General features: G+C 66.1%; 9 protein-coding genes and 1 pseudogene. 7 read left to right on the forward strand and 3 right to left on the reverse strand.

The features are described from left to right. Positions 1-52: 52 nt before the first annotated feature. From BHE75_RS11545 to hflX, 4 genes and pseudogenes are all read left to right on the forward strand, one after another. Positions 53-2,308: a sensor histidine kinase gene (locus tag BHE75_RS11545; RefSeq protein ID WP_084653140.1), complete on the forward strand. Its 2,256-nt coding sequence runs from the start codon at positions 53-55 to the stop codon at positions 2,306-2,308. Then, positions 2,309-3,694 carry a nitrogen assimilation response regulator NtrX gene (gene ntrX, locus BHE75_RS11550; protein WP_070933952.1) on the forward strand — a complete coding sequence of 462 codons (1,386 nt, stop codon included), beginning with the start codon at positions 2,309-2,311 and terminating at the stop codon, positions 3,692-3,694. 62 nt (positions 3,695-3,756) lie between these two features. Next, positions 3,757-4,308 (forward strand): annotated as a pseudogene (gene hfq / locus BHE75_RS11555) (RNA chaperone Hfq); the annotation flags it as partial. After that, entirely contained in the window at positions 4,305-5,603 is a 1,299-nt protein-coding gene (hflX, locus tag BHE75_RS11560) for a GTPase HflX (RefSeq protein WP_070933953.1), read from the forward strand. The pseudogene hfq and the gene hflX, both read left to right, overlap by 4 nt. Here the strand turns inward: hflX and mazG are convergent. Further along, entirely contained in the window at positions 5,566-6,342 is a 777-nt protein-coding gene (mazG, locus tag BHE75_RS11565; protein ID WP_070933954.1) for a nucleoside triphosphate pyrophosphohydrolase, read from the reverse strand. The two genes, hflX and mazG, sit on opposite strands and share 38 nt — an antisense overlap. A gap of 234 nt (positions 6,343-6,576) precedes the next feature. On the opposite strand from mazG, the gene BHE75_RS11570 reads away from it, so the two are divergent. Continuing rightward, positions 6,577-7,638 carry an NAD(P)-dependent alcohol dehydrogenase gene (locus BHE75_RS11570; protein ID WP_070933955.1) on the forward strand — a complete coding sequence of 354 codons (1,062 nt, stop codon included), beginning with the start codon at positions 6,577-6,579 and terminating at the stop codon, positions 7,636-7,638. 95 nt (positions 7,639-7,733) lie between these two features. Then, positions 7,734-9,035, forward strand: coding sequence for an adenylosuccinate lyase (purB, locus tag BHE75_RS11575; protein WP_015456984.1), 1,302 nt, complete (start codon positions 7,734-7,736; stop codon positions 9,033-9,035). 49 nt (positions 9,036-9,084) lie between these two features. On the opposite strand, the gene BHE75_RS11580 is transcribed toward purB, so the two are convergent. Beyond that, positions 9,085-10,800 carry an acyl-CoA dehydrogenase gene (locus BHE75_RS11580; protein WP_070933956.1) on the reverse strand — a complete coding sequence of 572 codons (1,716 nt, stop codon included), beginning with the start codon at positions 10,798-10,800 and terminating at the stop codon, positions 9,085-9,087. A gap of 50 nt (positions 10,801-10,850) precedes the next feature. Here BHE75_RS11580 and BHE75_RS11585 point away from each other — a divergent pair, with 50 nt between their 5' ends. Next, positions 10,851-11,816 carry an L-threonylcarbamoyladenylate synthase gene (locus tag BHE75_RS11585; RefSeq protein WP_070933957.1) on the forward strand — a complete coding sequence of 322 codons (966 nt, stop codon included), beginning with the start codon at positions 10,851-10,853 and terminating at the stop codon, positions 11,814-11,816. Between the two features lie 10 nt (positions 11,817-11,826). On the opposite strand, the gene msrA is transcribed toward BHE75_RS11585, so the two are convergent. Beyond that, positions 11,827-12,369, reverse strand: a complete 543-nt coding sequence (gene msrA, locus BHE75_RS11590) for a peptide-methionine (S)-S-oxide reductase MsrA (protein WP_070933958.1) — start codon at positions 12,367-12,369, stop codon at positions 11,827-11,829. Positions 12,370-12,631: the final 262 nt, after the last annotated feature.

Raw genomic sequence — 12,631 nt, forward strand, 5'->3', positions numbered from 1 at the left:
GCCTGTCGCAACTGTGTTTTGCATGCAACGGGATCGTGGTAGGGATGCCACGATGTCCGTGGCCCCGTCTCGCAGCGAAGGTTCCGCCTGGCTTCGCCGGCTGACATTATTGTCGCGCCGGCGGCTGATGCCGGCGTTCGAGATCGGCGCGTTCGCTGCCACCATTGCGATCGCGGCGGCGACCTATTTCATCATCACCGGCGGAGGAACCCCGGCGCGCCTGCTGACGCCGCCGCTGGTCGCCCTGCTGCTGGTCGCCAACCTCGTCCCGATCATGGTGCTGCTGGTGCTGCTGGCCCGCCGGGTGGCGCGGGGCAGGGCGGCGCGATCGCCGGTGGGCGGCAACGGCCGGCTGCACGTCCGGCTCGTCGCGCTTTTCTCGGTCATCGCCAGCGTGCCGACGCTGCTGGTCGTGATCTTCGCATCGCTGCTGTTCCAATATGGCGTGGAATTCTGGTTCTCCGATCGCGCGCGCACGGTGCTCGAAAATGCCGACAGCGTCGCCCAGGCCTATGTCGAGGAGAACAAGCAGCGCATCGTCGCCGATATCGTCGCGATGGGCGGCGACGTTAACGGCTATGCCGCCGAATTCGGCGTCAATTCGCCGCGTTTCGCCGAGGGGCTGGCCTGGCAGGTCTCCGCCCGCAATCTATCGGAAGCGGCCGTCATCACCATCGGCGGGGACGGCACGCGCCGCCTGATCGCCGGCGCCAATCTCGACGATCGCCCGCTGGAGCTTCGCCTGCCCGCCGCCTCGATCGCCGAGCTTCGGCAGGGTCGCGCCCGTGTCGTCACCGATGCCGGCGACCGCGTGGAAACCGTCGTCCGCCTCGATCCCGAAGCGGAAGTCTATCTCTACGCCTCGCGCGGCGTCGATCCGATGGTGCTGCAATCCGTCGCAAGGGCGAAAAGCGCGCGCGGCGATTACGCCCAGCTGCTGGCGCGTTCGCGCTCGCTCCAGCTCCAGTTCAATGCCGCGCTACTGGTCGTCTCGCTGCTGATCGTCGCCACGGCGATCCTGATCGCGCTCAAGATGGCCGACCGCATCGTCCGCCCCGTGGCCGATCTGGTCGGCGCGGCACGGCAGGTCGCCTCGGGCAATCTTTCCGCGCGGGTGGCATTGCCCCGTTCGCATGACGAGATCGGCACGCTCGCGGCCGCCTTCAATCGCATGACGCGGAAGCTGGAGGAGCAGACCGGCGCGCTGCTGACGGCGAACCAGCAGCTCGACAGCCGACGCGCCCTGATCGAGGCTGTTCTGTCGGGCGTGAGCGCCGGCGTCATTTCGGTCGATTCTGATGGAATTATCCGTCTTATCAATCCGTCAGCGGCCGAACTTCTCAAGACGAATGAAAGCCCCGTGGGCCGTTCGATAACGGAGGTGGCGCCGGAGCTGGGCGCGCTTCTGGATGCGACGGACAGGGAAGCCGTCATCCAGTTTTCGAGCGCGGGCGAGCCGCGCACATTGGCGGTCACGCTGGTGCGGACCGGCAATGGCGAGGTGCTGACCTTCGATGACATCACCCAACAACTGCTCGATCAGCGGCGTGCCGCCTGGTCGGACGTCGCGCGCCGCATCGCCCACGAGATCAAGAATCCGCTGACGCCGATCCAGCTTGCCGCCGAACGGCTGCAGCGTCGCTACGGCCAGGAGGTTCAGTCCGATAAGGGCGTGTTCGAGCGGCTGACCGGCACGATCGTGCGCCAGGTCGGCGATCTTCGCCGCATGGTCGACGAATTCTCGTCCTTCGCACGCATGCCCAAGCCGATTTTCCGGGCGGAGTCGCTGGTTGATATCGCCCGCCAGGCGCTGTTCCTGCACGAGGTCGCCCATCCTGCCATCGCGTTCAGGCTGGTGGCGCCCGATCCGTCGCCAATCATGGTCTGCGACAGGCGCCAACTCGGCCAAGCGCTGACCAATATTGTCAAGAATGCGGTGGAAGCCATTGATGCAAAGGGTGAGGGCAGCCCCGGTTCGATCGACATGACGGTCGCGATGGAGGGGGAACGGCTGCTCATCATGGTGGCGGACGACGGCATCGGCCTTCCGCCGGAGCGCGAACGCATCACTGAACCCTATATGACCACCCGCGCTCGCGGCACCGGCCTCGGCCTCGCGATCGTCCGCAAGATCGTCGAGGAACATTTTGGAACTATTGTATTTTCCGATCGTCCTGGCGGCGGCACCATCGTGACGCTCGGTTTCGATGTCGCGACGCTCGCCTCGCTCGACCTCGAACAGGAGGCCGATGCCACGGACGATGCCGCACCGCTTCCCGTCCTTACCCGCCAGAAGAGTGATGGATAGATGAGCCTGGACGTTTTGATCGTCGACGATGAGCAGGATATTCGCGAGCTTGTCGCCGGGGTTCTGGAGGATGAGGGCTATGAGGCCCGGACGGCGGGTGACAGCGACAGCGCCCTTGCCGCGCTGGCGGAGCGCCGGCCGTCCCTGGTGCTGCTCGATGTCTGGCTGCAGGGATCGCGGCTCGACGGGCTGGACCTGCTGGAGGAGATCAAGCGGCGCGACTCCTCGATCCCGGTGCTGGTCATTTCCGGCCACGGCAATATCGACACCGCCGTTGCCGCCGTCCGCCGCGGCGCCACCGACTTCATCGAAAAGCCGTTCGAGGCCGAACGCCTGCTGCTGCTGGTCGGCCGCGCGACCGAGACGGAACGGCTGCGCCGCGAGGTCGCCTCGCTTAAGGCCCAGATCGGCCAGGAGGACGAGCTCACCGGCAATTCCGCCGCGATCAACGCCGTTCGCGCGACGCTGAAGCGAGTCGCCGCCACCGGCAGCCGCGTGCTCATCAGCGGCCCCGCCGGGGTCGGCAAGGAAGTGGCGGCGCGGCTGCTGCACCTGTGGAGCCCGCGGGTTTCCGCCCCGTTCATCGTCGTATCCGCCGCGCGGATGACGCCGGAGCGGGTGGAGGAGGAGCTTTTCGGGGTGGAGGAGGGGGGGGAGCTCGTCCGCCCCGGCCTGCTCGAACAGGCCCATGGCGGCACGCTGTTCCTCGACGAGATAGCGGACATGCCCACGACCACCCAGGGCCGCATCCTCCGCGTCCTCACGGACCAGAGCTTCACCAGGATCGGCGGCACGCGCACCGTCAAGGTGGACGTGCGGGTCGTCTCGGCCTCCGCGCGCGATCTGGCCGTCGAGATTGCCGAGGGGCGCTTCCGCGAGGATCTCTATTACCGGCTGAACGTCGTGCCGGTGCATCTGCCGGCTCTTTCGGAGCGGCGGGAGGATATTCCGGCGCTGGTGGATCATTTCGTCGCGCGCTTCGCCTCCGAACGGCGGGTGAGCACGCCGGCCGTGTCGCCGGAAGCCGTGGCGGCGCTCCAGACCTATGAATGGCCCGGCAATGTCCGCCAGCTCCGCAACGTCGTCGAGCGCACCATCATCCTTGCGCCGGGCGACCGGTTGCAGGTGATCGATGTCGACATGCTGCCCCCCGAGGTGCTGAGCGACCAGGAAAGGATCGTGCCGGGCAACGCCGCCCGCTCCATCATGGGAACGCCGCTGCGCGAGGCGCGGGAAACCTTCGAGCGGGAATATCTGCGGGTCCAGATCCGCCGCTTTTCCGGCAACATCTCCCGCACCGCGACCTTCATCGGCATGGAGCGCTCCGCCCTCCACCGCAAGCTCAAGACGCTCGGCCTTGCCGATCCCAAGGATGGCGAGGAATGATAGGCATGGACCTCTCTTCGCGGCTGCGGTAAGCCAAGAATGTCCCGCACTCGGCGGGACGAGCACGACGCCGGCCAAGGCGCTCATGCGGGCAATGTCCCGCCACGAATCCGGAGACCGGACTTATGGCCGACAAGGTCAACAACCTTCAGGATATTTTCCTCAACACGCTCCGCAAATCCAAGACCCCCGTCACGATGTTCCTCGTGAAGGGCGTGAAGTTGCAGGGAATCATCACCTGGTTCGACAATTTCTCGGTGCTGCTGCGCCGCGATGGCCAGTCGCAGCTCATCTACAAGCATGCGATCTCCACGGTGATGCCGGCGCATCCGCTCGACCTTTCGGAGATCGACAAGAATTTCGCGGAAGAGCGCAAGGCGACCCTGCTGCAGGAAATCTTCCTGAGCGCGGTCCGCAAGGCGCGGGAGCCTGTCACCATGTTCCTGGTGAACGGCGTCATGCTCCAGGGCGAAATCGCGGCCTATGACCTGTTCTGCATGCTGCTGCGCCGCGACGGCATGAGCCAGCTGGTCTACAAGCATGCCATATCGACGGTCCAGCCCGCCAATCCGCTCAATCTGAGCGGCGTGGACAACGACGCGGACGACGATTGAGCGTTTTCAACCGTGCGGATGACGACGGGCTGAGCCGCGGCGCGAAAGCGATCGTGGCTTTGCCTGATCGTGGCAGCGGATCGGGCAGGGATACCGACGCGCGTCTGGCCGAGGCGGCCGGGCTTGCCGCGGCGATCGGTGTGGATGTGGTCGAAAAGCTCGCCTTCCGTCTGCGCGATCCCAAACCGGCCACCCTGTTCGGATCGGGGCAGGTGGATGCGATCGCCACGGCCGCCCGCATGGCGGAGGCGGAACTTGTCATCGTCGACGGCGCGCTTTCCCCCATCCAGCAGCGCAATCTGGAAAAGGCGCTCGATACCAAGGTAATCGATCGCACCGGCCTGATCCTGGAGATTTTCGGCGAGCGGGCGGCGACGGCCGAGGGGCGGCTCCAGGTGGAACTGGCCCATCTCGATTATCAGGCGGGCCGGCTGGTGCGGAGCTGGACCCACCTCGAACGCCAGCGGGGCGGCTTCGGCTTCCTGGGCGGTCCCGGCGAAACCCAGATTGAGGCCGACCGGCGGCTGATCCGCGATCGCATGGCCAAGCTGCGGCGCGAGCTGGAGAATGTCACCCGCACCCGCGGCCTCCATCGGGCACGCCGCCAGCGGGCACCCTGGCCGGTGATCGCGCTGGTCGGCTATACCAATGCCGGGAAATCCACCTTATTCAATCGGATGACCGGCGCCACTGTGATGGCGGAGAATTTGCTCTTCGCCACGCTCGATCCGACGATGCGGCAGATATCATTGCCCGGCATCGACAAGGCGATCCTGTCCGATACGGTAGGCTTCGTATCCGATCTGCCCACACAGCTCGTGGCGGCCTTCCGCGCGACGCTGGAGGAGGTGACGGCTGCGGACCTCATCATCCATGTTCGCGATATTTCCCACCCCGATAGCGAGCCGCAGGCGCGGGATGTGGAAGCCGTGCTCGCCGAAATCGGCATCGTCGGCGGGGAAGGGGGCACGCCGATATTCGAGGCGTGGAACAAGATCGATGCCCTGCCGCCCGAGGAGGCCGATCGCGTGCTGGCCGAGGCCGCCCGGCGGGACGATGTGGTCGCCATCAGCGCGTTCACGGGAGAGGGCGTCGATACATTGCAGCGCGCCGTGGCCGAACGGCTCACCCATGGCAGCCGGCGCTACAGCCTGCGCGTCGATCCCGCCGACGGGGGCGCCATCGCCTGGCTGCACGCCCATGGCGAGGTGCTGAGCCAGGAGATGGATGGCGACAGGCTGGCGATCGAAGTAAAGCTCAGCGAGGCGGACTGGGCGCGCTATCAGGCGCGCTGACCGGCGATTTCTCCGCGGCCTTCGCCCGATCCCACAACCTGTCCTGGGCGGCGAGGTCGAGCGTCGCGAAGCCGCCGTCCGCCAGAGCCTCCATGGAACGGAAACGCCGTTCGAACTTCGCATTGGCGCTCCGCAACGCGGCTTCCGCGTCGACATGGTGATGCCGTGCCCAGTTGACGACCGCGAACAGCAGGTCACCGATCTCCTCGGCCCGCGCCTCCGCATCGGGGGCACTTTCCACCTCGGCGAGTTCCTCGATGATCTTGGCGCGCGGACCGTCCGCATCGGGCCAGTCGAACCCGACCCGCGCCGCCCGCTTCTGGAGCTTTTCCGCGCGCAGCAGCGCCGGCAGGCCCAGCGCGACGCCGGCTAGGGCGGATGCATCGGCATGCCCGCGGCGTTCCTCCGCCTTCAGCGCCTCCCAGCCGGGAGACCGGCCGTCGCCGAAGACATGGGGATGGCGCCGGATCATCTTGTCGCAGATCGCGGTGACGACGTCGCCGATCGCAAAGGCGCCGCGTTCCTCGGCCATGCGGGAATGGTAAACGACCTGGAGCAGCAGGTCGCCAAGCTCGTCCTTCAGCGCCGCCATATCATCGCGCTCGCAGGCGTCGGCGACCTCATAGGCTTCCTCGATCGTGTAGGGAGCAATGCTCGCAAACGTCTGCTCGCGATCCCACGGACAGCCATTTTCCGGGTCGCGCAACCGCTCCATGATGAGAACCAGACGATCGAGCATGAAAATTCACCTTGGAGAGCGTTGAGAGAGGGGTTGGAAGCGACGGGGGCCCGTGAGGTTGGGATCAGCCTATGTCTGATAATATATATTATGTAAAATATTGATGCCTTGGCGCCGATGGTTTCTATGCCCCCGTTGGCGGCCAACGCAAAAGAGATCGTGCCAAATCGCGGTTCCTGTGGCCATATGCCCGTGCCGGCGTGATACGCCCGTTGTCCTGTCCAGCGAGGAACCATGACCAGCCAAGCCCGAGCCTATGCCACGCAGTCGAGTGAGACGCCGTTCGCGCCCTTCAGCTTTGATCGCCGCGATGTCGGCCCGAAGGACGTTTCGATCGAGATCCTCTTTTGCGGCGTGTGCCATTCGGACCTCCACACAGCGCGCAGCGAATGGGGCGGCACGCTCTACCCCTGCGTTCCCGGCCACGAGATCGTCGGGCGTGTTACGGCCGTCGGCGCCGAGGTCACCCGCTTCGCGGTCGGCGATATCGCCGGCGTCGGCTGCATGGTCGACAGTTGCCGGCACTGCCCGTCCTGCGAGGCCGGCGAGGAGCAATATTGCGAGACGACCGGCTTCGTCGGCACCTATGGCGGGGTCGATCCGATATTGGGCGGCCCAAGCTTCGGAGGCTATTCCGACCATATCGTGGTGACGGAGGATTTCGTGCTGAAGATCAGGCACGACATGGCCGATCTGGCGGCCGTCGCGCCGCTGCTCTGCGCCGGGATCACCACTTATTCGCCGCTCCACCACTGGAACACCGGCCCCGGCAAGAAAGTGGGCGTGGTCGGCCTCGGCGGGCTTGGCCATATGGGCGTGAAGATCGCGGCGGCGATGGGCGCGCATGTGGTGGCCTTCACCACGTCGCCGGCAAAGCGGGAGGACGCGCTTCGCCTGGGCGCCCACGAAGTCGTCGTGTCGCGCGATGCGGCCGAGATGAACGCCCATGTCAACAGCTTCGATTTCATCCTCAACACCGTCGCGGCACCGCATGATCTCGATGCCTTCACCCGACTGCTGAAACGCGACGGCACGATGACGCTGGTGGGGGTGCCCGGCACGCCGCACCCCTCCCCCTCCGTCGCCAACCTCATCTTCCGGCGGCGCGCCATCGCGGGATCGCTGATCGGCGGGATCGCCGAAACCCAGGAAATGCTGGATTTCTGCCACGAACATAACCTCACCGCCGATATAGAGCTGATTCCGATCCAATATATCGACAAGGCCTATGACCGGATGGTCGGCAGCGACGTCAAATATCGCTTCGTCATCGACATGGCCTCGCTCAAGGGCTGAGGATGGCGCACGCAAGCGGGGCCGGCCGGGGATTTGATGCGGCCGGCCCGCTCTGCTAGGTCGCGCGCGATTTCTCTCAACGCAGGACGCCCGGCATGATCCCCCGCTATTCGCGGCCCGAAATGGTCGCCATCTGGACCCCCGAATCCAAGTTCCGCATCTGGTTCGAGATCGAGGCGCACGCCACCGACGCGCTCGCCGAACTGGGCGTGGTGCCGAAGGAAGCGGCCAAGGCGATCTGGGAAAAAGGCGCGTTCGAGGTCGATCGCATCGACGCGATCGAGGCCGAGGTGAAGCACGACGTCATCGCCTTCCTCACCAATGTCGCCGAGCATGTCGGCGAGCCCGCTCGCTTCATGCACCAGGGCATGACCTCGTCGGACGTGCTCGATACCTGCCTCGCCGTCCAGCTCGCGCGGGCGACCGATATCCTGCTCGCCGATCTCGACCGGCTGCTCGATGTGCTGAAGCGCCGCGCCTATGAATATAAGCTCACGCCCACGATCGGCCGCAGCCACGGCATCCATGCCGAGCCCGTCACCTTCGGCCTGAAGCTGGCTCAGGCCTATGCCGAATTCGATCGCAACCGCACCCGCCTGCGCGCGGCGCGGGCCGATATCGCCACTTGCGCGATTTCCGGCGCGGTCGGCACCTTCGCCAATATCGATCCGCGCGTCGAAGCCCATGTCGCGGAGAAGATGGGCCTTTCCGTGGAGCCCACCTCCACGCAGGTGATCCCGCGCGATCGCCACGCCATGTATTTCGCCACGCTGGGCGTGATCGCATCGTCGATCGAGCGCGTGGCCACCGAAATCCGCCACCTCCAGCGCACCGAAGTGCTGGAAGCGGAGGAATATTTCTCGCCGGGCCAGAAGGGCTCGTCGGCCATGCCGCACAAGCGCAATCCGGTGCTGACCGAAAACCTGACCGGCCTCGCCCGCATGGTGCGCGGCTACGTCACCCCGGCCCTGGAGAATGTCGCGCTATGGCATGAACGCGACATCAGCCACTCCTCGGTCGAGCGCTATATCGGCCCGGATGCCACCATCACGCTCGATTTCGCGCTCAACCGCCTGACCGGCGTGATCGACAAGCTGCTCGTCTATCCGGAGCGGATGGAGAAGAATCTCAACAAGATGGGCGGGCTTGTTCACTCCCAGCGCGTGCTGCTGGCGCTTACCCAGGCCGGCATCAGCCGCGAGGACGCCTATCGCCTCGTCCAGAAGAACGCGATGAAGGTGTGGGAATCGGACGGCCAGCTTTCGCTGCTCGAACTGCTGAAGGCCGATCCGGACGTCAGCGCCAAGCTATCGGCCGAGGAACTGGAAGAGAAGTTCGACCTCGCCTATCATCTGAAGCACGTCGACACGATCTTCGCCCGCGTCTTCGGCGAATGAGGAAAAGGGCCGCCATCTCCATCGGGATGGCGGCCCTTCCTTCCCCGGATCAGGCCGAAAAGGCTTCGGCGCTGATCCCGTAAAGCCCCTCAGCGCCGGCGGTCGCCGCAGCGGCAAGCCCCGCGGCCTCGGGCACGATCCGATCCAGATAGAAGCGCGCGGCCGCCTGCTTGAGCGCGAGGAAATCGGCGTCCATCCCCTGCTCCGTCCGCGCCGCCCGCTCCTGCCGGGCCATCAGCCAGCCCGATACGGCGACCGACAGCATCGTCAGGAAGGGATAGCTTCCGGCCAGCCGATCATCCGCACCGGCGGCCAGGAGCCGCGCGCCGACCAGTTCGCAGGCATCGACCAGTGCCATCAGCGCGCCTTCGTCCGCTGCTTCCGCGCGAATATCGGCGAGAAGTGCTGAGAAAACCGCGCCATTTTCCATCGACAGCTTGCGGCCTACCAGATCGGCCGCCTGGATGCCGTTCGTGCCTTCGTAGATCGGCGCGATCCGGGCGTCGCGATAATGCTGGGCAGCGCCGGTCTCCTCGATGAAGCCCATGCCGCCATGCACCTGCACGCCGAGGCTGGAAACCTCGCAGCCGACGTCGGTGCCATATGCCTTGGCGAGCGGCGTCAGCAGATCGACGCGCGCCTGCGCGGCCTCGTCGCCGGCATGGGCGCGGTCGACCTGGCCGGCCGCGTAATAGATCAGGGCGCGGGCCGCCATCGTCTGCGCCTTCATGCGCAGCAGCATGCGGCGGACGTCCGGATGCTCGATGATCGCCACGGAATCGCGCGATGCGGCCCCTGCCCGTGCGGACTGTATCCGCTCGCGCGCATAAGCCACCGCCTGCTGGGTCGCCCGCTCCGCGATCGACACGCCCTGCAGGCCGACATTGAGGCGGGCATTGTTCATCATCGTGAACATCGCCCGCATCCCGCCATTTTCCGGGCCGATCAGCCAGCCATGGCAATCGTCGCCGTCGCCAAAGGAAAGCACGCAGGTGGGCGAGGCATGGATACCCATCTTGTGCTCGATCGAAACGCAGCGGACGTCGTTGGGCGTGCCGTCCAGCCGGAATTTGGGGACGAGAAACAACGATATGCCGCGCGTGCCGGCAGGCGCACCCGGCGTGCGGGCCAGGACGAGATGGACGATATTGTCGGTCAGGTCATGGTCGCCGAAGGTGATGAAGATCTTCGTGCCTTTGATCCGCCAGCTTCCATCCCCGGCCGGCGTCGCCATGCTGCGCAGCGCCCCCACGTCGGACCCCGCCTGCGGCTCGGTGAGGTTCATCGTGCCGTTCCATTCGCCGGTCACGAGCCTGGGCAGCCAGGCGGCCTGCTGCTCCGGCGATCCATGGGAGGTCAGCGCCTCGACCGCGCCGGGGGTCAGCATCATGATGAGCGAAAAACCCATATTGGCCGTTCCCAGATCCTCGAGCACGGCGGTGGCCAGCGCAAAGGGCAGCCCCTGCCCGCCATGTTCGGGATCGGCGGCCAGCGTTCCCCAGCCGCCTTCCACATAAGCGCGATAGGCTTCGTGGAAGCCGGCCGGCATCTTCACGCCCTCTGGCGTCCATTTGGCGCCGGTCACGTCGCCGGGCCGGTTGAGCGGCGCGAATTCGCCGGCCGCGAAGGCGCCCGCGCCTTCCAGGATCGCATCGACGACATCGGGCGTCGCGGCCGCGAAGCGATCCTTCGCCTGCAATTCCTCGATCCCGACGATATGGCGCATGAGGAAGCGCTGTTCGCTGACAACAGGTATGAAGGTCATCGGTCTCGCCTGGTCTTGTATATGAAGCCGTGCGGCTATAGCGCCGGGGCGTGAACGCGCAAAACCCAACCTGGCAGACGGAAATCCGCCCCTACGGCACGGCCGCCATCGCCGAGGCGGCCGAATGGATAGGCAGGGGCCAGCCCGTCGCGATCGCCACGGAGACGGTTTACGGCCTTGCCGGCGACGCCACATCCGATTCGGCGGTGGCGCGCATCTATGCGGCCAAGGGGCGTCCCAGCTTCAACCCGCTCATCGTGCATCTGCCCTCGGCCGAAGCCGCGGCCGAAATCGCCGATTTCCCGCCGGCGGCGCGGCTGCTCGCCAAAGCCTTCTGGCCCGGCCCGTTGACGATGGTGCTCCCGCTCCTCCCCGGCGCGAAGATCGCGCCCATCGTGACGGCGGGGCTGCCGACCGTGGCGATCCGCGTGCCCGCCCATCCCGCCATGCAGGCTTTGCTCGCGGAAGTCGGCCGGCCGCTTGCCGCGCCCTCCGCCAATGCCAGCGGATCGATCAGCCCCACCACGGCACAGCATGTGCTGGCGTCGCTGGACGGCCGCATCCCGATGGTGATCGATTCCGGCCCGACCCGGCAGGGGATCGAATCCACCATCGTCGCGATCGATACCGATGGCGGCGCCCGCCTGCTACGCCCCGGCCCGATCACGCCGGACCAGATCGCCGCCGTGACGGGTAATGCGGTTTGTGCCGCGGGATCGGGAAAAATCGAGGCGCCGGGCCAGCTTGCCAGCCATTATGCGCCGTCGCGGCCCATCCGCCTCGATGCCGTCGATCGCCGCGATGGCGAATGGCTGATCGGCTTCGGACCGGTCGCCGGCGATGCCACCCTTTCGGATAGGGGCGATCTCGTCGAGGCGGCAGCGCGGCTGTTCGCGGCGCTGCACGAGGCGGACCTTTCGGGCCGCGCGGGGATCGCGGTCGCCCCGATCCCGGCCGACGGGTTGGGGCTGGCGATCAACGATCGCCTGCGCCGCGCCGCCGCGCCGAAATCGTGACACGGGCCGGTCAGGCCTCCTGCCGCTTCAGCCGCGCGGCATAGCTTTTACGGAATTTCTGCAGCTTCGGCGCGACCACGGCCATGCAATAGGGATTGCTGTTCCCTTCCCGCTCGAAATATTCCTGATGATAGTCCTCGGCCACATACCAGGGCGCCAGCGGCTCGATGGTCGTCACCACCGGCTGCTCATGATCCGCCTGCGCGCGCGCGATGGCGGCGCGGGCCTCGGCCTCCTGCCCCGGCGAATGCGGGAAGATCGCCGAGCGATACTGGGTGCCGATATCATTGCCCTGGCGGTTGAGCTGCGTCGGATCGTGGATGTGAAAGAAGATGTCCAGCAGGTCGGCATAACCGATCACCGCGGGATCGAAATGTATCCGCACCGCTTCCGCATGGCCGGTATCGCCGCCGCATACCTGCTTGTAGGTCGGGTTCGCGACGGTGCCGCCCGTATAGCCGCTTTCCACCGAGCTTACGCCCAGCACGTCGTCAAACACCGCTTCCACGCACCAGAAGCAACCTCCGGCCAGTGTCGCAACCTCTTCAGCCACCTGTAATTCCTTTCGACTTTGTGCGGACGGAGATAATCATCGACGCGCTCTGTTCAATCCAATTGCGGAAACTGGCTCTCTGCATTTAAGGTGCGGCCAGATGTGTGCATATGCGCAACTTGGCCGAAACTGGCCTGGGCGGGTGCCATGAGCGGCCTGGGGGGACATCGGCTCGACGAAAGCGAGACCGCGCGGCTGGTGCGCGCTTTCGACTGGGGCGCCACGCCGCTTGGCCCGATGGATGAATGGCCGGCGGAACTGC

The organism is Edaphosphingomonas haloaromaticamans (assembly GCF_001853345.1).
Taxonomy (GTDB): domain Bacteria; phylum Pseudomonadota; class Alphaproteobacteria; order Sphingomonadales; family Sphingomonadaceae; genus Sphingomonas_E; species Sphingomonas_E fennica.

Bases quoted from the DNA above. Each gene is read 5' to 3' on its own strand.
- BHE75_RS11580 (WP_070933956.1), bottom strand. From the start codon at position 10,800: ATGACCTTCATACCTGTTGTCAGCGAACAGCGCTTCCTCATGCGCCAT.
- mazG (WP_070933954.1), bottom strand. From the start codon at position 6,342: ATGCTCGATCGTCTGGTTCTCATCATGGAGCGGTTGCGCGACCCGGAA.
- BHE75_RS11545 (WP_084653140.1), top strand. From the start codon at position 53: ATGTCCGTGGCCCCGTCTCGCAGCGAAGGTTCCGCCTGGCTTCGCCGG.
- purB (WP_015456984.1), top strand. From the start codon at position 7,734: ATGATCCCCCGCTATTCGCGGCCCGAAATGGTCGCCATCTGGACCCCC.
- BHE75_RS11570 (WP_070933955.1), top strand. From the start codon at position 6,577: ATGACCAGCCAAGCCCGAGCCTATGCCACGCAGTCGAGTGAGACGCCG.
- ntrX (WP_070933952.1), top strand. From the start codon at position 2,309: ATGAGCCTGGACGTTTTGATCGTCGACGATGAGCAGGATATTCGCGAG.